The sequence below is a fragment of the Zooshikella sp. RANM57 genome (assembly GCF_050749885.1).
Classification (GTDB): domain Bacteria; phylum Pseudomonadota; class Gammaproteobacteria; order Pseudomonadales; family Zooshikellaceae; genus Zooshikella.
In genome coordinates this window covers 156,368-177,156 of the sequence record NZ_JBOIUB010000004.1, presented here as the reverse complement: position 1 = coordinate 177,156, position 20,789 = coordinate 156,368, and the positions used below count along the sequence as shown (strand labels likewise).

Here is a 20,789-nt window from a genome sequence, read left to right as displayed (position 1 = left end):
TTTCTGAATTCATTAAAACGCGAGATTAGAATGAGCACAGGTACTGTTAAGTTTTTTAGCGAAGCAAAAGGTTTTGGCTTTATCACTCCAAGCGAAGGTAAAGACCTGTTTTTCCACGTATCACAAATTCAAGGCCATGAGCCTCGTGATGGTGACAAAGTAGAGTTTGAGATTGGCCAGAGCCAGAAAGGACCTTGTGCTATCAATGTCCAAGTTGTGGACTAAAACAACGATTAGGTACCTATTGGATAGGTGGCACATCGCCAAAACCTACCGTTAGGTACTTCAACCCCTCAATCATCAGCATATCACCCATCCTGACCTTCCTGTAACCCATCCACCCTACCCTGTTATTGGTTGTACAGCAGCATTCGTTCCCTTGACAGGAAGATGCTTAAACATTGCTCATCAATGAGCAAGTGCTAAGAACAGGTTTTATGAGGACCTAAAGCTTTACATAACGCCCTTCAAACACGCCGTGAATCCATCCCTGGAGACTTGATTGTCCATCCTTGCGGCAAACAGTTCGACGTACGTTATCCAGCCTTTGTCAACCACAGGTACACATCGAAATACCACAGATGTTCATTTAATAATATTTAAAATACAGAAAAATGTGGGTTTACAGTGCTTGAATTAGTTTGTGAAACAGGTGTTGGGAGCATCGTGAGCAGTAGAGACCCAGGATGGTCTTCTGCTGCGGGAAGAACAAATTAATTTATGCACTGCATTGGCACAATCTAAATTCATCAAGAACTATTTTTACATACAATTGACCTCAACAAATATGATTAGCAATTTCATATAAAGACCTTAAATCGGTATAAAAATACATTGTAATATTTATCAAAAAAGCTGGTGGTAATGGATTAATTCTGACAAAACCAGGATTATCATCTCATTCAGGTACCCATTTTAATATCTACATCCTAGATAACTCTGAGCTAAAGACAATACCCTTCTGTCTTTTGATTTAAACCAGTGTGGTTATACAAAATAATCCTTATTACTCCCTCTATATTAAAAAGCCCCAGAAATATGGGGCTTATGAAGACAGCGCTAGATTTTTATCGAATTACTTGTAAAACTTCATTTTCTGAGGATGGAAAAGATTTTAGTTCAGCATCAATCTCTTGCTTACTTAACAAGTCGTTAACCCTTTCTTCAAGTTCAGCAATCAACTCAGGGTCCATATATTGATAATCATCGGGGATATCCAGCACATAAACTGGTTTATGCTCAAGCAAACGTGCAAAGGCAGCCTGAAGCCTGTTTTTATGTTTTTTCTCCATTACAAAAATAACATCAGCCCAGCGGATATCCACTGGGCTGACTGTTCTCTTCGCACGCGGGCTGGTACCTGCCGACCTGACCTTAAACAATGGATCGTTTTTCCAAATGGCTTCTGCCGTAGGACTCCGCCATTGATTACGACTACAAATAAATAATAGGTTGACAGGTTTAGTCATTGATCGAAAGTTCATTTTCAAGAAGTTGTCGAGTATTCAAGCGAGGATACGGAAACCCTAACTGCCTTGCCCTAGCAAGCTTTTCAGAACGAAGATATACCATTTTCCAGTTTTTTTCAGGCTTCCATAGGTCTTCAGAACCCATTCCTTTGTTATGATTAATGCGATTTTTAAACCTTCTCCAGGCTTTATCTCGAGTGTATAACATATTATTGCCTCTAACGTTTATCGGGTTCAGCAGCCGCGATAGTACGGAGAGGAGGTCGCTGATGTATTACCTACATCGAACCATAAGTATTGGGCGGTAAGTATACTATTTTTCAAAGTAGACTCAACCTTTAATATGAATTGACTTTACGAAGGATAGATTCTCTCTCTATCATGACAAAGTGGTTTAAGTTCTTTCCAACTTACAAATTGTTGTTTTTTTCGATCTGACTGATTTTTTTGGTAATGATTAATAACTTCTCCTGCGATAGAAACAGCAACCTCCATGGGGCGTTTTCCTGGTACCTCATTTAAACCGATTGGGCATCGAATACGACCAATGATTTCTTCACTAAAATTTTTATATTTTAGTCTCTGTTGAAAACGTTGCCACTTAGTTGTTGAGCCAATTAGACCTAAGTAACTGAAATTATTTTGCTTTAATATTGCTTCACAAATCAAAAAGTCTAACTGATGGTTATGTGTCATAACTAAATAATAGCTATTAGCCGGCATTTCACTCACCTCAGTCACAGGATTATCACTATTAATCACCATAACATTACTAGGAATTGATATTGGAAACATCATTTCTCTGGCATCAATCCAGTAAATTTTACAGGGTAACTCACTTAAAATAGTAACCAACGCTTTTCCTACATGACCAGCACCAAACAATACAGTATTAACGCGACTTTCTGTAATCTTTTCAAACAGTACAACTGTACTTCCTCCACAGCATTGACCGAGTGAAGGCCCCAAAGGAAAATATTCTATATATTGCTGTACATTTACATCATTAAGTAGTTTTCGAGCCACTGAGATTATTTGATACTCTAAGTTTCCTCCTCCCACTGAATCAAAAATATCATTTTGTGTTATCACCATTTTTGTACCTGCATTACGTGGAGTAGATCCACTAGTTGCAAGCATGGTCACCAGAATAAAATCTTTTTCTGCTGCATTCAGTTGCGTAATAGCTTCTATCCAGCTTATACCCATCATACACCTGCTTGACTTTCAGCACTTACCTGATCAATGGCCTGTAATACTCGCTCTGGTGTCGCAGGTGTATCAAGCTTAGGACTGATGGAATAATTTGATATGCTGGAAATAGCATCGCGAATAGCTGCCCAAACGGAAATAGCTAACATAAAAGGTGGCTCTCCTACTGCCTTTGAATGGTAAATTGTGTGCTCAGGGTTTGGTGTATCAGAAAATAACTGAATCCTAAAATCTACAGGTATATCACCTATTGTCGGAATTTTATAAGTAGCAGGACCTGTTGTGAGTAATTGCCCCTGATCATCCCATACTAATTCTTCAGTCGTTAGCCAACCCATACCTTGCACAAACCCACCTTCAATCTGGCCAGTGTCTATAACAGGATTAATAGATTTACCTACATCATGCAAAATATCCACTCTGAGTACTTTATATTCCCCTGTTAACCTATCCACAATAACCTCGGAAACAGCGGCTCCATTTGCAAAATAAAAAAATGGCCGACCTGTAGCTTTTTCCCTGTCATAGTGAATTTTAGGTGTACTGTAATACCCTGTTGCAGAAAGTGAAATTCGATTTACATACGCTAGCTGTATTAACTCGCTAAAGCTTATTGATCGTTCACCAAACTTGACATAATTGTCAATAAAGGTAATTTCATCTTTATCAACAGCAAAGTGTTGAGCAATAAAGTCAGTTAACCTTTTTTTAATCGTTTTTGCAGCATTTTGTGCTGCTTTACCATTAAGATCAGTGCCTGAAGAGGCTGCTGTAGCAGTTGTGTTTGGCACTTTATCTGTACGAGTTGCAGATATAAAAACATTACTCCTATCAACTTGAAATTCTTCAGCTACAATCTGAGCTACTTTAGTGAAAAGCCCCTGCCCCATTTCAGTACCACCGTGATTTAAGTGAATACTACCATCAGTATAAATATGAATTAATGCACCGGCCTGATTTAAATGTTTAACCGTAAAGGATATGCCAAATTTTACTGGCGTCAGTGATAAACCTTTTTTCAGCACTTTATTTACAGCATTAAATTCATGTACTTGTATCCGACGTTGTTGATAGTTTGCATTGTTTTCAAGATTGTTTACAAGTTTGGGAAGAATATTTTTCTCCACAATTTGATAATAGGGGGTAATACTTCTATTTGCAGGTTGAGGTGACTCATCATAAAAATTAATTTTTCGTATAGTTAATGGATCTTTCCCCAAATAACACGCAATATCATCAATGGCCGCTTCCATAGTTAACATCCCCTGAGGGCTACCAAAACCACGAAATGCTGTATTTGACGCTAAATGTGTTTTACAACGGTTACCAACAATTTTGACTTGATCAAGATAATAGGCGTTATCCACATGAAGCATAGCACAATCGACAACGGCATCAGATAAATCAGGAGAATAGCCACAGTTGGCATTAAGCGTAAATTCAGCACCTAAAATACGACCGTCATTATCAAAGCCAACACAGTAACTGTTTGCAAAGGGATGGCGTTTGCCAGTCATTACCATATCATCATGACGATTTAAACGAAGTTTAACGGGTTGCTGAGTTATTCTTGCTAAAATCGCGGCTAAACAAGCCCAGGGAGCAGCTTGAGTTTCCTTTCCTCCAAAACCTCCACCTAATCGTCGAACCTCAACCGTAACAAGACTGAATGGAATATTGAGAACTTCAGCTACTAACCTTTGGATTTCTGAAGGATGTTGACTTGACGTATACACAACAACACCAGCATCCTCAGTTGGAATTACATTAGCAATTTGGCCTTCTAAATAAAAATGCTCTTGCCCACCAATGGTTAAATTCCCTGCAATTTTATGCGGCGCATTATTAATCGCCAATGCGGCATTCCCACGTTGCATAACATGCGGAGGACGTATAAAGCTTTTTTGTTCTAAGGCTTGCTTAATCTCAAAAGTCGCAGGTAATGGCGCATAACTTATTTTTGCTAATTTTACAGCCTGACAAGCCTGTTGATAAGAGCACGCTGCTACCACAAATAAAGGCTGGCCATAATATTCGACAATATCTTTTGCTAATAGTTTATCACCCGGAAAAACAGGACCAATATCTAACTGACCAGGAACATCATTTGCCGTCACAACAGCAATGACACCATCTGCTTTATAAACTTCCGTTAAATTAATTTGTCTAATTTTTCCATGAGCAATTTGACTTGTACCTACAGCCGCATATAGCTGATTACTCATTTCTAATTGGTCATCAATATAAACGGCCTGTCCTGTAACATGCTTAAATGCACTCTCATGTTTTTCAGGCCAGCCTACTATAGCATTGATTGCTGCCGATGGCTGCTTGGCTTTAATATCAGGCAGTTTACGCATAATCTGTTACTCGGCTGAATGAGGCTGGATTATTTATTTCAAAAAAACACTTCCAAAGTAGATTTTTAGCTACTAGCATTCGATAGCTTGCTGACGCTCTAACATCAGTCAACGGGGCATAATCACAAGCTAACTGTTCTGCTGCAACTACAAGTGTTTCTTCTGACCAAACCTTATTACACAATGCATTCTCACAGCAATGTGCCCGTTTAGGTATAGCTGCCATACCACCAAAAGCAATATATATGTCTTTTATGAATTTGTTTTCAATCTTTAAATACAATGCAGCTAATACAGTAGATATATCATCATCAATTCGTTTAGATATTTTATATACTTTTAACTGGTACCCTGGCTTAACGTCGGGTATTTCTACTGATTGAATGAACTCACCAGATTGTAAATCCGTGACTTTATAATTAAGAAAAAAATCAGCTACAGGAATCTGTCGACTACTGCAAGCTTGACATAATGTTAATTGTGCATCTAACACCATTAATGCAGGCAACATATCACCTACTGGTGAAGCATTAGCTATATTGCCCACAATCGTTCCCTGATTACGAATCTGCTGAGAACCAAAACGCTCCAATAATTGAGCTAATTCAGGAGATTGTTTCTTTAATAATGGTAAACACTCCTGATAAGTAACAGCAGCCCTAATACTCAAAATGTTATCATGTTTTTTAATAAATTTAAGCGCATTGACATTTCCAATATAAATCACTGTTTTTAAAAACATATGATTCTGTTTTACTTGTAAAGCTAGATCCGTACCTCCCGCGAGAAGGTAAGCATCAGGATATTGCGTTAATAATTTTGTTAACTGTTCAATGGTTTTAGGAGCAAAATAATGATTTGTTCCGTTAGTCAAATGCAGCAAAGCGTTTGTATCAATTTCCTTCAACTTATTGATAACATACAATTCATATTCCGCATTTATTTCATACCTCATTGGTTTTCCAATATTTGCTGCAGCATCAACAATTGCTCGATAACCTGTACAGCGACATAAATTACCCGCTAACGCTGCAAAAATTTGTTTTTTAGTGGGCACAGAATAGTTTTTGGTAAGTGCATACAATGTCATCACAATGCCTGGTGTACAAAAACCACATTGTGATGCGTTAAAATCAATCATCGCTTGTTGTACAGGATGAAGTTGATTATTCTCTGTTAAGTTCTCAATTGTAATTAATTGTTTGCCATGAAGTGTTGCTAAAAAAGTAATACATGCGTTTACTGATTTATAATAAAGTTTTTCATGAACCAGCTCGCCAGTCACGACGGTGCAAGCACCACAATCACCTGAACCACAACCTTCCTTAGTACCACAATATTTAAGATAATTTCGCAAATATTCTAACACAGTCATATATGGCGAAATATTGGTAACAGTGTGTACTTTATCGCCCAATATAAACTGTATTGTTCTTGAAATATTATCCATTTTTTATTTAATTTTTGCCTCACTAAGTGGTTTTAGATCCGTATTCTGCACACTTCCTTTATTATTTGTTTTCATTCTTCTATTCGTTGTTCTCACCAATGTAATCCCCCCCATTGCAATCAATATTGCACCGACTACTGTGCCTAAAGAGGGAATTTCACCAAAACCGACAAAGCCAATAATCCCACCAAATAATATGCCACAATAATTTATTGGTGCTAAAAATGAAGCATCAGCACATCGGTAAGCCTGTACCGTACAAAGCTGTGCAGCTATTGCGATTGGTCCTAGCAAGCTAAAACAAGCTAACTCCCATGCCGATACTGGTTGCCAATTTACAATGGCTGGTAAACAAAGCCCAACGACTCCTAAGCCATTAACATAAAGAAGCATTGTCAAACTTCGTTCATGTGCAGCCATTAATTTTACAAAAATCATTTCTATGGCAACAAGAAATGCACCAACCAATGCTATTACGGCGAAAATGTTAAGCTGGAGGAAACTGGCAACACTTCCTGACTGGCTTCGCGCAATCAATAAAGCACCTACAGCACAACATACAATAGCAATCCATCGTAAAAAATTAATACGCTCACTTAAAAAAAACACCGCTAGTAACACAATAAACATATTCTGTGTTAGTCCTATAGCATTTACATCAGCTAGTGGCATTCCCATCGTTGCATAAAGAAGACAAGTGATCCCAACAATACATGCCACTGAACGAACCAAATTCATAGATAACCGAGACGTTTTGAAAGCTTCTTGTAAAGGTAGTCCTGCATGGAATGTAACCAAATAGACAACAGTCATAAATCCAGTTATATAGCGTAAAAACACTACTTGAAAAATTGATGCATTACCTTGTGCGAGTTTTCCTGCAGCTAAAAATAATGAAATAAACAATGTAGTAAGTAGCATCCAGCATGCTCCCATTAGCTCCGTCTTTCGCCACCACACTTCAGGTTTTGTTTTTAAAATTGCCATGTTACTAAAATAATAACTTTTCTTTGTTTACATTCGCCATTACCCATTGACCCAGGAGGACTCTTTCTTCATGAGTAATACCAGTGATATTTCCTGGTGGCATCGCACTCGATAGAACAGCTACCTTTTCAATCTCTGAAGCCCAGTGTTCCATATCATCCTTTGTCTCTAACACAACACCATTCGGCGGTAGGTTAATACCAACCCAAGCAGGGTTTCGAGCATGACACATACTGCAACGACTGAGTAAAATGGTTTCTGCAGACAGGCTAAATGGCTGTGTAGACCCAGCTATTGTTTGACTAGCCTGATGAGTCATTGCACCAAGGGCACTCAAAAAGATTACACTCAATGCTAAACTCACTGCGACAGCCCATGGCCATACAAGGCGCTTGCCTGTTTCATGAAAAGTATCAAAATAATGTCTTATTACAGCCCCAATCATGATAATTAGAGGGATAATACCCCATGAATAATGACCAGAGTGAGCAAGTGGAAAATGCATCGCTAACATCATAAAAACTACTGTTAATACCAAATAATTATTATGCCTAGCCCTCATTAAAAACCATTGTAATTTTGCAGGAGATGGGCGGCTATTTGTGGGATCTTTTAATAACTTATGAAGGGAAGGCAAAATATTGATAAAAAAGTATGAAGTGACATATAGGCCTAGTGTAGCCCCCATTTGCATAAATGTGCCACGCCCAGAAAAGAAATTGCTATAAAAAAAGCTAAGCCCTGTAAGAAACGTAAAATTTATAATAAGTATAACTTTTTCATTTCGTTTTAATGCTGTCCGATATAAACTCTCATGAAAAATTAAGGCGAGAAGAATTCCACAAATTGACAGACTGATTGCTTGCCAAGCAGGAAAAACAAGTACATTAACGTCTGTTAGGTACAGCTCGGCCTGGGAGTAGTAAATCAAAGACAAGAGTAAAAAGCCTGTGATAATAGTGACAATATTAGGCCATTTGTACCACACTAATAACTTTTCTGGTGGCATATCGTCTTGTTTTGACAAGTACTTAACCGTACGATAGATGCCAAAACCCCGTATTGACCAAGCTTCACCAACAGCATTAGGCTGCGTAGCACTGTGACGCAGCATTGCCCTATCTAACTCACGGGTATGGAAGAAAAAGCCTAACCAGACGATCCCTGCTATTGCGTGCATCCAACGCAGCGCATATGTAGACCATTCCCAGAAAAATACTTCCATGTATTTTACTCCAGAGGTAGCAGATAATAGTTTTTTAAAAATTGATTATTTACTCTTCAGACTCAACTTATCAATAACTGCTTAAGTTAAGTATGCGAAATAATACACTTACAGCCAGTTAACTTTTCATTTAAGCTATAATCTTTTTTTTGACAAAAATGTTTTAGTAGACAATAAAGCTCAGAATTCCATGTGCAATAATAACTACAACAGAGAGAACAAAAAAATCCTTAATTAATTCGCACAATGTATATTGTAAAAAATGGATATTCTCCAACTAAAAGTGGGAAGTTATAGCAGCTTATTTAAAATAACCCTGTGCAGCTGTTGTCAAATTATTGAATTAACTCGACAACTTTAGTTCTGGAAAGCCAGCCTTTAAACTCTTTTTTCTGATTAGTGACTGCAATAGGCTTTTTATTATCTAACAGTTGAGGAAACACTGACTGTAACTCAGCATCCTCTGAAATAGTTGCTACTTGATGGACATAGCCAACAATATCGTTACTACTTGTCTGCTTTGCTTTGATAATATCTAAGTGCGTTATAATTCCTTTTAATACCTTATTTTCCAGTACACAAGCATAATCAGCCCCATGGTGTCGAAGTTGTTCTAATGCACTTTCTGGTGAAGTATCCGTCGTTATTGTAACATTTGACGGCTTAAGCGCATGCCCTACGGTGAGTACCTTTCCTCGATTAACATCTTGCAAAAATGCTTTTACATAAGCATTTTCTGGGTTAAGCAAAATATCTTCTGGCGTTCCTTCTTGAATAAGCTCACCATCACGTAAAATAGCAACTCTATTACCTAAACGTAACGCTTCATCTAAATCATGGGTAATAAAAATAATGGTTTTATTAAGCTTTTCTTGCAATGCAATTAGCTGGTCCTGCATTTCTCGACGAATAAGTGGATCAAGGGCACTAAAGGCTTCATCCATTAACAAAATATCTGGATCAGTAGCTAATGCTCGCGCCAAACCAACCCGTTGCTGCATTCCACCCGATAACTGGGCAGGATATTGATTTTCAAACCCATTCAGTCCTACTTGATCCAGCCAATAGCACGCTTTTTTATGGCAAGTAGATTTACTGACGCCTTGAATACCCAAGCCATATGCAACATTTTCTACAATTGTTTTATGGGGCAATAATCCAAAACGCTGAAATACCATGGATACTTTATGTCTGCGAAAGTCTTCTAACTCACGTTTTGACATTGCCATAATATCTTTACCATCAACTTTTATTTGTCCTTCTGTTGGCTCAATCAATCGATTAAAATGTCGAATTAATGTCGATTTTCCTGAGCCCGAAAGCCCCATAATGACGTATATTTGACCCGCTTCAATATTTAAGTTTATATTGCGTAGAACTAGGGTATGACCACTTTTTTCAAGTAATTCCCGTTTAGTTACTCCAGCTTTAGCTTCACCCAGCCATTTTTCTGGCCGGGTTCCGAATAACTTATAGATATTGCGTACTTCTATTTTCATGCTGGCTGCTCCTGTTGCTGACGACGCTGACCAAACGCTTGAGTGATTCGGTCAAACAAAATCGCTAAAGCTACGATAGCCAGCCCAGCTAATAAACCACGACCAACTTCCAAACGGTTAATCCCCATCAATACTTCCTGACCTAATCCTTTTGCGCCAATCATAGAAGCAATCACTACCATCGCTAATGCCATCATGGTTGTTTGATTAATCCCCGCCATAATATTGGGCATAGCTAAAGGTAATTGAACACCCAACAACTGTTGCCTGGCGTTGGCGCCAAAAGCTTGTGACGCTTCCAGCACCTCTTTATCAACCAAACGTATGCCAAGATCAGTAAGCCTGATTAAAGGAGGTACAGCATAAATGACTGTAGCAATGATTGCAGGTATTTTTCCTAGTCCAAAAAACATAACCACAGGTATTAAATAAACAAAGCTAGGCATTGTTTGCATAATATCCAAAATAGGCAGTGCAACTTTGCGTAGCCATGATGAACGCGACATGATAATGCCTGTTGGAATACCCACCAAAATTGATAACCCTGTAGCTACAATCATCAGAGATAGTGTTTGCATTCCTTGATCCCAAAGCCCAATAGCTCCGATAAAACCCAGTAATGCAGGCATTGCAAGGGTTAACTGCCAACGACGGCTGCTAATCCAGGTGAGTAATGCAACGCTTAACAGCACTATCCACCAGGGACAATGCCGTAATCCTTGTTCAAGCCACACCAGCAAATCAATAAAAGGCTGTATGGCTTTATCAAGCATATCTCCATATGCACTTACTAAATTATCTATACCTGCATCAATCAGTTTGCGAAGCTTGCGAGCAGGAATGAGTTCAGGAAACATAAATCCTACCTCACAAAGCAGCTTTAATGTGTTTAGCAACATCATTAGGAACCCACTGAGACCACAAGGATTCATAATGAACCAAGAAATAATGTGCGACCTCTGGCGCTTCAGCTCCCTCCTCATCAGCCCAAGCTAACAATTTACTTACATCTTCTGTTGGAATTTTTACTTTGCTTAAAAAATTTACCAATTTAGGCGCAGCATCAAAGAACCCCGTATGAACACCCGACTTTATTTCTGCGATTGGATAACTTCCTGGATAAGGTGTTTGACACTCTGGATTGGTATTACAAATATGGCCTGATGTATCAGAAGGAGGCATTGATAATTTCACCATATCAAATTTTCCTAACAATGCAGTTGGCGTCCAGTAATAAAAAACAATTGGCTTACGACGTTTGTAATGAGAGGTGATTACCGCTTTCAAAGCTGCAGCGGTTCCAGGAGAAAAAGTATTAAAATCCTCAGTTAAATGGAAAGCTTTCATTAAATTTTGGTTGATAACTTCGCAAGACCAACCAATCGGGCAAGAATAAAATCGGCCTTTTCCTGGCGCTTCACGATCTTCAAATAAATGCTTATATTTTGGTAAATCACTGACAGACTTTAATTCAGGGTATTTTTTAGCCAGATAACGAGGGATATACCAACCTTCCACACCTCCAGAATACACATTTCCTAAGCTTTTTACCTGACCTTCTTTAACGTATTTATTCCATGCCTTGGAAATACTATTAATCCAGACCTCAGACATAATATCCACATCACCACGACCAATGGCTGCCAACATAGGTAAGGAACTACCCGTCTCAACAGATGTTGTACAACCATACCCTTTTTCAAGCATAAAACGCTCAATTTCTACCATTACCTGGTTTGAAAGCCAACTCATACCCGCAAAGCGAATTTCCCTATCAATTTCACACTCACTGGCAAAGCTGGTACTTGTTAGCGTTATCCATAAAAAAATGAATAATTTTTTCATTACAACAGACCTATTTATTTATTTTACTGACTTTTTTACCATCAATCAAAGGTAAAAATGCTCACAATATACTTATGGGCTAAACTTAATGTATTTTTTTTACAAAAAAAACTTCTAGTCCAATGTGGATCTAAACTCTAAAAAGATAGTATTTTAGTGAGCGAAAGGCAGCATTCTATGAAGGTCACAGAATATAAAAAGCAAATAAGATCTAAGCCACACGCTTTTAAAGCAAAACGTGTATACCAATCAGGCTGTACATATTTAAATGTAACGTTAAGAGTATTTTTTAACCACCTTCAATTTTTCTTCGTCTTTTATACACCTCACCAATGGAAAAATTGACCAATGTCATTACACACCATTTTTTTAGAGTTCAAAGTATATTTACTTGTTTAACCCTACAGGATAGAGCATTAGTTTATAACACAAACAGAATTTTAACGCCTGCATTATTCACAAAAACCAAATAATTTGCAAGTATTCACATATTTGTCTTCATATTAGACAATTAGATCAGCATATAGCCTAGCAATTTATTTGTATCAAATTATTTAGACATGTAACCTTTAACATATCTCTCCACACATTGAGAATGTCCTTTCATAGCGGTGCAAATGAGAATAATTATTATTAATTAATGCTATCTACATATTTTCTCATATTGTTAAAATCTGCTTTGGGAAAAGGAAATATTAAATAACAACAAAAACATAATAAAAGTAGTTTTAATTTTTCGATATACTTGTATTTTTACGAAATAAAAATCGAAGGTCTATATATAAGCCTAACAACATCTATATTTTTACACTTTTTATCATGACGAATTTATATGATAGAAGTTACACAACAGGTAGGAAGGCTATACTCTTTGCAAATTATTAAGCGTTTACAAAAAATACCCTACAAACGACATACCAGAAATGCAGAAGAAAGGACCTGGCTAGGCCAGGTCCCGGTTAGCTTGGGGCAATTAAGCACCAATTGACCTCACATCATTTATATTATGCTCAACTAATGACATTTTAGTTGCAGAATTATTACTATCCTCATTTTATTCATTTCTCATACTATTTTATACGCGCTACCAGCAATCTCCCCGATGAGCCAACTAACGTATTGCTAACACTTCCCTTTTTCCAATCATTCAAGTATGCTTTTTACCCATCGGGCAGCTTCAACTCCCTTCTTCCCACAAGAAAAGGCCCATAGGCCGTGAAGTATTATTTGGTATCTAGTTAACTCACCTAGCTACCACTATCTATCTTGTTAAATAACATAATGTGTACTTCAATCACATAATGAGTTTTAGAGTGGGACAATAAACTCATTGAAGTCAGATGGAAGTTATATTATGTCACACAACACAACTCCCAAAGCACTTACCATAGCGTATATTCAGTCGCCGAACAGATCAAAGGCTCAGACAGAAAGCCATATATCGCAGAAGCAGTGGCAACAACTGCATGATAGTTTATTACTAGAATCTACTGAGCGCTGTAAAGCTGAACCAAATTTTAGTGAGTATGGTGAAATAATGCCTGGCTGCCACTGGCTATCAGATGACCAGTGGAAAGAGCCGTTCATTAATGAAATGCAAACATTCTTAAAGTCAGCACCAAGAACCTTATTCAAACCACGGAAATGTTATGTATGTAAGGTTCATTTTTTTAATGTGCATCATTTTTACCACAGTATGTGCCCTGACTGCGCCTATGAAAACTATCGCCAACGGTCAGAAACCGCCGATCTGACTGGACGTATAGCATTAGTAACAGGAGGTCGAATTAAAATTGGTTATGAAATTACCCTAAAGCTTTTACGCGCAGGCTCAACAGTACTTGTCACCTCTCGCTTTAAATACGATGCAGCTTGTCGTTTTATCAACGAACCAGACTATGATATCTGGAAACATCGTTTGCATATTTACGGTTTAGATTTAAAGCATATTCCATCAGTAGAGGCATTTATAAATTATGTAGGCCATCACTATTCTGCACTCGATATCATTATCAATAATGCGGCACAAACAAATCGAAAACCACATGATTATTACATGGCTATGGCCAATAACGATATTCAGTGTATAGCAAAAACAGACCATAAATTGCTTGGTGCTTTTGTGGATAAGCAATTAAATAATGAAATACAAAAGTATCTACAAGATAAAAATAGCCCTTTAATTAAAGCTAGCACAACAGTTAAACTTGATGAATTTAATGAACCTATAGATGTTTCAAGCAACAATAGCTGGACAAAAACCATTGATAATGTTGACACGTTAGAGTTTTTGGAAACTCAAACGATCAACGTTACATCCCCATTTTTAATTAATTCACGACTAAAGCCATTACTGCTCAACTCAACGTTTAAGCAGAAATTTATCGTAAATGTTTCTGCGATGGAAGGACAGTTTAATCGAAAAGATAAAACACATCGCCACCCTCATACAAATATGGCTAAAGCAGCGCTGAACATGATGACGCGAACTGTCGCCAAAGATTATGTGAACGATAATATTTACATGACCAGTGTTGATACTGGCTGGGTAACCCAAGAAAATCCGTTTCCTATTAAAATAAAGAATCGAGCAAAAGGGGTCGTTCCCCCTCTCGATTGTGTAGATGGTGCCTCCCGTGTTCTATCCCCAGTATTTGATGCTGTAAACGGAAAGCCTGCTTTATATGGCTGTTTTTTGAAAGATTATCAGATTTGCAGCTGGTAATTAACAAGCATGCACACCACATTGCGTTGCGCATGCTTGAATATTTATTCAATTTGTAGAATATACGTTAACATGAGTATTTTACTCATTTACACTTTTAGATCTTAATTTATAACGACTACCTGGATGTAATAATTTAGCCCAGCTAATTAATAGTTTATCCGACCAGGTTCTCCGGTGTAAAAGCAAACAAGGCTCAGTGGGATCAATTTGTAATAACTTAGCCTCTTCCGCCGAAGGTAATACCGCTTCAACAGTATGTTCTATGTTCGTTAAAGGACATAGCAAACTAAGATATTCGTTAGGCGTCGTTTTTTCAAAATTCTGTTCTAAATAATGGGGAACACTTGTCGCATTAACATAACGATATTCCCACTGAATAGGAACACCATCTTCGAAATGTACAATCTCAGAATGGAAAACAGGCGTATCAAGTGGAACGCCTAACTGCACAGCGACGGCTTCATCTGCCATAACTTCAGTTAAACTAAGCACTTGAGCATGATACTGATGCCCCCGCTCTTGTACTTCAACAGCAATATTTCGTACTGTCACCAAAGGAGATTCATGCTTTAAGTCTGTAACAAAAGTACCTACCCCTGCATACCGTACTAATATGCCTTCAGTGACCAACTCTCTAATAGCACGATTAACCGTCATCCTGCTTACATTAAAGGCAGCCATAAGTTCATATTCCGTTGGCACTTTTCCACCACGAGGGTAGCGTCCTTCACGAATGCCCTGATAAATCGATTGTTTTATTTTCTGATACTGAGGGATATCACCTTTCATTACATCATTCACACAGTTATTTTGTTACTCACCAAGCAATCGAGGATGCCTTATAGCTTGTACACCCTATATACTGCTGCACTTTCTTCAATTATTATCATTTCAACACTTAGGAGTATACCCGTAGAACAGGGTATACACGTTCATTACTTTCAGGCTAATCACATTACAACATGCTTTTATAAAGAATATAACGACTGATGTAAGATGTACGACAAAATTTCGATCTTAAAAGATTAGCTGTGGACAACATTAAACTGAAAATAATGGGTCTTTTGCTTTTAACGTATCTGTGTATGCCTTGTGGATAACTTATTTGAAAGATCATTGCCATAATGAAGTTAATACGTCAAGATTGTGACATTACCCTGATAAATATGTATAAGTGCGTATTTTCATAATACTTTTTTGTTAAACAACTGACCTCGAAGTCGGTTAAACCTGTCACACTATTCCACAGAAGCTGTGGATAACCTTGTGAATTATCGTTGGTTAACCTTACCAACAACGGTATTCATCAACCGCTCTACAAATCGTATATTTTTTAACCAACCATAAATACAGCCCCCAGAACAAGGTAACCTTCTCTGAACGCTTCTGTGTTTTCCAGATTACTTTTCCTTCATCTTATTGTTAGTCAAAACGCTGACTTTAATGCTATTTCCTCCAATCTCTGTATCTCAAGCACAGACAAATGGAGAAAAATTATTCAACCGACCGATTTTCAGGTACTATTCGCGCCGCAAGATCATGATGGATTTGGCACAGAGCGTTAATGTTCAAAGCAGAGTTATGCATTCGAGGGGGGCTGTTTGGCACCCAGTTAGCCATTTAGATCGTGAAGTACCGGGGTTTTACCATGTTAGAGGCTTTATTTCGCCTGAAAGAACATCACACCACTGTTCGTCGTGAGTTTGTGGCAGGTTGTACCACCTTCCTGACCATGGCTTACATCATCTTTGTTAATCCCAATATGCTAGCCAGCGCAGGCATGGATCAAGGCGCCGTATTTGTTGCAACTTGTATCGCTGCTGCATTGGGTTGCTTTATTATGGGATTTTTTGCGAACTACCCAATCGCGCTTGCACCTGGTATGGGTTTAAATGCATTTTTCACCTACACTGTTGTTGGACAACTAGGCTATAGCTGGCAAGTTGCGCTAGGTGCTGTGTTTCTCTCTGGTTGCTTCTTCTTTATACTCAGTGCTTTTAAAATCCGCGAATGGATTATCCACAGCATTCCTCATTCACTCCGTGTTGGTATTGCTGCCGGTATTGGACTGTTCCTTGGTTTTATCGCTTTAAAAAATGCAGGTTTCATTGCTGATAACCCTGCAACGCTTGTTACTTTGGGTAATGTACATGCGCCTTCTGTATTGCTTGCAGCAATGGGCTTTATCATGATTATTGCCCTCAGCCACCGGCAAGTACCTGGTGCCGTGATGTTGAGTATTCTAACAATAACATTATTGAGCATTGTTATTGGTGAAACTGAATACCAAGGACTTGTAGCCCTTCCACCCAGCATTATGCCAACACTTTTAGCATTAAACATTCGTGAAGCACTGGATGTTGGCCTGTTAAGCATCATCTTTGCATTTGTCTTTGTGGATTTATTTGATACGTCAGGCACACTCATTGCTGTTGCTCAAAAGGGTGAGCTACTTGACGAAAAAGGCAGGCTGCCACGTTTGGGAAATGCACTCATGGCAGACTCAACGGCCACAATGGCTGGCGCCATGTTAGGTACATCGACTACGACCAGTTATATAGAAAGTATTGCTGGTATTAGTGCGGGAGGTAGAACAGGCCTTACTGCTGTTGTAGTTGGCGTTTTATTTTTGGCCAGCTTATTCCTATCACCTTTGGTGAATACTGTCCCAGCCTATGCCACTGCACCTGCGCTGTTTTTTGTAGCCGTATTAATGACTGGAGGTCTTGCGAATATTGACTGGCAAGATATCACTGAAGCAGCACCTGTTACCATCGCCGCACTGACGATGCCTTTAACTTTTTCCATCTCTAATGGGATTGCGCTGGGCTTTATTGCTTATGCGGTTGTCAAATTATGTAGTGGTCATTGGCGCAGTATGAATCCAGCCATGCTTGTGTTATCTGGATTGTTTGTTGTTAAGCTGGTTTTGTTTAATTAATCGTGGATTTAGTCGTTATGCCAGAGGCAGTATCTCTCGATCAACGTTATCAGGATCAGTTGCAAAATAAAGTCGAATACCTTCGCTCACTATTTGCAACATTCACTGTACCTGAAATTGAGGTGTTTCCTTCAAAACCCACCCAATATCGAATGCGAGCAGAATTCCGCATCTGGCATGACAACAACCGTTGTTTTTACGCCATGTTTAAACCAGGGAATAAAAATGAACCTTATGAGGTCTCAACATTCCCTGCAGGATCACCCTGTATACAAACATTGATGCCCCAATTACTAACTGAAATCAACAGTTCAGAAATACTACGACGTAAACTATTTCAAGTTGAATTTCTTACTAGCCAGACAGGTGAAAGCTGTATTACGTTGATTTACCACCGGCAGCTTGATCAACACTGGCAAGATGAAGCCAAACAATTAAGTCAAAAGCTGAATAGCCATATTATTGGCCGAGCCCGAAAACAAAAGCTTTGTATAGGTACAGACAGTATTGAGGAAAAGCTGACGGTTAATGGGCATCACTACTATTATCAGCAAGTCGAAAATTCATTCACACAACCTAACGCCTTTATGTGTGAAAAAATGCTTGAGTGGGCTCAGGCTTCCGCTACCCAATGCTCTGGAGACTTAGTGGAACTTTATTGTGGTAATGGCAACTTTACGATTGCATTAGCCCATTTATTTCCCAAAGTATTAGCCACAGAAATATCCAAAGTATCAGTAAGATCTGCTTTACACAACTTAGAACGCAATCAGATCAATAACGTTGTTATAGCACGCATGTCCAGTGAGGAATTTACACAAGCAATGAATCGTGAACGCGCGTTTCGTCGTTTAAAGGACATTAATCTTGATGACTACCAGTTAGATACGATTTTTGTTGATCCTCCTCGTGCAGGCTTGGATGCAGAAACCGAAAAACTTGTACAACGGTTTAAGCATATTATTTATGTTTCATGCAACCCTGCAACATTACATCATAATTTAACGACATTAACACAAACCCACCAAATACAACGACTGGCTTTATTTGACCAATTCCCTTTCACCGATCATATTGAAACCGGTGTACTGTTAACCAGAAAGACATAAAAAAACCGGCATTGCCGGTTTTTTATAAATTCCAAATTTATATCTAGCTTTGTAATTGCTGAACTCTTTCAACATAATTCTTATAAACAGGAATTGCTATTGCCGCTGAAAGCCCAATAATCAACAGAGGAAGAATAAGTCCAACTATAACTACTAAAATTGAGTTTTTCTCTGGTTTTTCTCCAAAACGATTTTTGTCTTTATTTCCAGGAACAACTAAGAGAACTAAGCCAAAAATAAAGTTGATCAGTGGAATAAAGCCAAATATTGACCACCACCCAGAACAGTTCATATCATGAAGCCTGCGTCTCATTGGTACAACCATAACCCAAACAGTAATGATCACAGCTAAGGCTATAACAGCACCTACTAATAAGGGTATATCTCCAAACCACCCCATAGCCAGAGGAGCAAATAAAGCACTCACTAGCGCAAATACAATGGACAATATCAGCTGATACAACATTGAATATGCTAGATATCTTATTCGGCCTATTCGCCCATTATTAGAAAAAATCTTTGGAGAGTAAGTCCCTACTTCTTCAACCGCGGCATCCATAGTTGAAGGTGTTTTATATGGCGTTTCCAACTGCATGTTACTTCCTAAACACAACGTCAATAATACACTATTCGCTGTATAAGATATGAGACAAACGATAACGTTACAGTATTTTTGCTTATCGTAAAGTTATCTTATTTTATTTTTCTTACACAACCTATCTTCCCAGTAAAGCCAAAGTGAATATCCCAGCCATGGATATACACTTTCTATATAATAATCCGCTGAACGGATCGTTATTATAAAGTCATCGATTATATACACTGTTCTTTAAGTAAACAATTAGCTTTTAGTCTATATCTAACAAACACAAACAAAACCATAGTACACAAACATGAACCGTGATCATACAAGTAATCTATTCAAAAATATTTAATTACAAGGTAAAAGCTAACGGGAAAATGTATCCATTGAATCTTGATAGACTTCTCTGACAAGCTGTATTACTTATGGATTAAAATCAATAAAAAATAAAACAGTAGCAAACCAAATTATCAAAAATAACTTTTTATTTCCTAAACAAACATTTATTAACTTGCAAAGTTTTAAATCAAACGTAAATAAAATGCTCATTATAATCTTTTTATACCTTTCACTAAGACTACCCCACTTTTTAACAGCTCAGCATTAAAAAAATAGCCTTAAGGGTATACTATTTGATGGATTAAGCAGGGAAGGATTCACCGCGTGTTCGAAGGGCGTTATATAGATATTGGACAAAGATCCTTTAATAAATGGCTTTTATAAAGGTAAAATTGTATGCAATTATCCTAGGAATAACATTGATCGGTATAAGAAATGTATGAAGAATATATTTCACTAATAACATATAGCCTTACACTACTTTAACAAGTATAAGACAAGTCTTGTGAAGGCCATAGACTGCCTTCACCGCCGAGTTATTTTATCTCTGGAGTCCTTAATGATCAGGACGTTTAACTCGACTATCCGCTAATGCGACCAATGCTCCAACCAACAATCCAGCAACCACAATTACAACCATCCCACCAATGGCTAGTGTTCCACCTACAACAACGGCATCTGTCATTTTAACCTCCACTTTTTTCAACACTCTAAGTGCATAAAGGCTTATTATTTTTGATATACATCAATGACCATGTAGACTGGCAAAAACCACACAGCGTACTTCGAATGAACAGTAAAAACTAACCATTTCAAAGTAATTCACCAATAGTAAAGCTTCCTCCCTTCACATGAGTAGTTACTTTATATACATAGTAGTCCAACTTATTCAGCTTTACGTCTTTCTTTAACCTACACTCAAATCATCCAATTACCCTAGAGGTAAATAAAAAATGAACTAGGTTGTAGATAAGTTCCTGCTTGTCATGCACCTAAGGTGAAAGGTAAAGCCAGTGATGGTCATTGATGCTTGTTCAATCGT

General features: G+C 38.0%; 17 protein-coding genes. 4 read left to right on the top strand and 13 right to left on the bottom strand.

What is annotated here, in order from left to right; genetic code table 11:
* Positions 1-30: 30 nt before the first annotated feature.
* Positions 31-225, top strand: a complete 195-nt coding sequence (locus tag ACQ96U_RS10505; protein WP_431721203.1) for a cold-shock protein — start codon at positions 31-33, stop codon at positions 223-225.
* Between the two features lie 842 nt (positions 226-1,067).
* On the opposite strand, the gene ACQ96U_RS10500 is transcribed toward ACQ96U_RS10505, so the two are convergent.
* The 10 genes from ACQ96U_RS10500 to ACQ96U_RS10455 all read right to left on the bottom strand — a co-directional run bounded on the left by ACQ96U_RS10500 (position 1,068) and on the right by ACQ96U_RS10455 (position 12,047).
* Complete coding sequence (locus ACQ96U_RS10500) at positions 1,068-1,469, bottom strand: low molecular weight protein tyrosine phosphatase family protein (RefSeq protein WP_431721202.1); 402 nt, start codon at positions 1,467-1,469, stop codon at positions 1,068-1,070.
* Positions 1,462-1,677, bottom strand: coding sequence for a hypothetical protein (locus ACQ96U_RS10495; protein ID WP_431721201.1), 216 nt, complete (start codon positions 1,675-1,677; stop codon positions 1,462-1,464). The genes ACQ96U_RS10500 and ACQ96U_RS10495 overlap by 8 nt, the downstream gene beginning before the upstream one ends.
* A 146-nt stretch (positions 1,678-1,823) precedes the next feature.
* Positions 1,824-2,681, bottom strand: coding sequence for a xanthine dehydrogenase accessory protein XdhC (gene xdhC, locus ACQ96U_RS10490; RefSeq protein WP_431721200.1), 858 nt, complete (start codon positions 2,679-2,681; stop codon positions 1,824-1,826).
* Positions 2,678-5,041, bottom strand: coding sequence for a xanthine dehydrogenase molybdopterin binding subunit (gene xdhB, locus ACQ96U_RS10485; RefSeq protein WP_431721199.1), 2,364 nt, complete (start codon positions 5,039-5,041; stop codon positions 2,678-2,680). The genes xdhC and xdhB overlap by 4 nt, the downstream gene beginning before the upstream one ends.
* Complete coding sequence (gene xdhA / locus ACQ96U_RS10480; protein ID WP_431721198.1) at positions 5,034-6,491, bottom strand: xanthine dehydrogenase small subunit; 1,458 nt, start codon at positions 6,489-6,491, stop codon at positions 5,034-5,036. The genes xdhB and xdhA overlap by 8 nt, the downstream gene beginning before the upstream one ends.
* A 3-nt stretch (positions 6,492-6,494) precedes the next feature.
* A complete protein-coding gene (locus tag ACQ96U_RS10475; RefSeq protein WP_431721197.1) occupies positions 6,495-7,478 on the bottom strand; it encodes a DMT family transporter in 984 nt (327 codons plus the stop codon).
* A gap of 4 nt (positions 7,479-7,482) precedes the next feature.
* On the bottom strand, positions 7,483-8,703 hold the full coding sequence (locus ACQ96U_RS10470; RefSeq protein ID WP_431721196.1) for a urate hydroxylase PuuD: 1,221 nt from the start codon (positions 8,701-8,703) through the stop codon (positions 7,483-7,485).
* 335 nt (positions 8,704-9,038) lie between these two features.
* Complete coding sequence (locus tag ACQ96U_RS10465) at positions 9,039-10,202, bottom strand: quaternary amine ABC transporter ATP-binding protein (protein WP_431721195.1); 1,164 nt, start codon at positions 10,200-10,202, stop codon at positions 9,039-9,041.
* Positions 10,199-11,059, bottom strand: a complete 861-nt coding sequence (locus ACQ96U_RS10460; RefSeq protein ID WP_431721194.1) for an ABC transporter permease — start codon at positions 11,057-11,059, stop codon at positions 10,199-10,201. Before ACQ96U_RS10460 ends, ACQ96U_RS10465 begins: the two co-directional genes overlap by 4 nt.
* A 10-nt stretch (positions 11,060-11,069) precedes the next feature.
* The gene (locus ACQ96U_RS10455; protein ID WP_431721193.1) at positions 11,070-12,047 is read right to left on the bottom strand and encodes an ABC transporter substrate-binding protein; all 978 of its coding nucleotides are present in this window, start codon (positions 12,045-12,047) and stop codon (positions 11,070-11,072) included.
* A gap of 1,354 nt (positions 12,048-13,401) precedes the next feature.
* Here ACQ96U_RS10455 and ACQ96U_RS10450 point away from each other — a divergent pair.
* Entirely contained in the window at positions 13,402-14,772 is a 1,371-nt protein-coding gene (locus tag ACQ96U_RS10450) for an SDR family NAD(P)-dependent oxidoreductase (RefSeq protein WP_431721192.1), read from the top strand.
* An 81-nt stretch (positions 14,773-14,853) separates the two neighbouring features.
* Here ACQ96U_RS10450 and hutC read toward each other — a convergent pair whose 3' ends face one another.
* Positions 14,854-15,564 (bottom strand): histidine utilization repressor, encoded by a 711-nt coding sequence (hutC, locus tag ACQ96U_RS10445; RefSeq protein ID WP_431721191.1) that lies wholly within the window; start codon positions 15,562-15,564, stop codon positions 14,854-14,856.
* A gap of 859 nt (positions 15,565-16,423) precedes the next feature.
* On the opposite strand from hutC, the gene ACQ96U_RS10440 reads away from it, so the two are divergent.
* Together ACQ96U_RS10440 and trmA are read left to right on the top strand one after the other, a co-directional pair.
* Positions 16,424-17,716 carry an NCS2 family permease gene (locus tag ACQ96U_RS10440; protein ID WP_431721190.1) on the top strand — a complete coding sequence of 431 codons (1,293 nt, stop codon included), beginning with the start codon at positions 16,424-16,426 and terminating at the stop codon, positions 17,714-17,716.
* A 17-nt stretch (positions 17,717-17,733) separates the two neighbouring features.
* Positions 17,734-18,825, top strand: coding sequence for a tRNA (uridine(54)-C5)-methyltransferase TrmA (trmA, locus tag ACQ96U_RS10435; protein WP_431721189.1), 1,092 nt, complete (start codon positions 17,734-17,736; stop codon positions 18,823-18,825).
* 43 nt (positions 18,826-18,868) lie between these two features.
* On the opposite strand, the gene ACQ96U_RS10430 is transcribed toward trmA, so the two are convergent.
* Both ACQ96U_RS10430 and ACQ96U_RS10425 read right to left on the bottom strand, forming a co-directional pair.
* Positions 18,869-19,420 carry a DUF805 domain-containing protein gene (locus ACQ96U_RS10430; protein WP_431721188.1) on the bottom strand — a complete coding sequence of 184 codons (552 nt, stop codon included), beginning with the start codon at positions 19,418-19,420 and terminating at the stop codon, positions 18,869-18,871.
* A gap of 883 nt (positions 19,421-20,303) precedes the next feature.
* Positions 20,304-20,432 (bottom strand): hypothetical protein, encoded by a 129-nt coding sequence (locus ACQ96U_RS10425; protein ID WP_431721187.1) that lies wholly within the window; start codon positions 20,430-20,432, stop codon positions 20,304-20,306.
* Positions 20,433-20,789 lie beyond the last annotated feature (357 nt).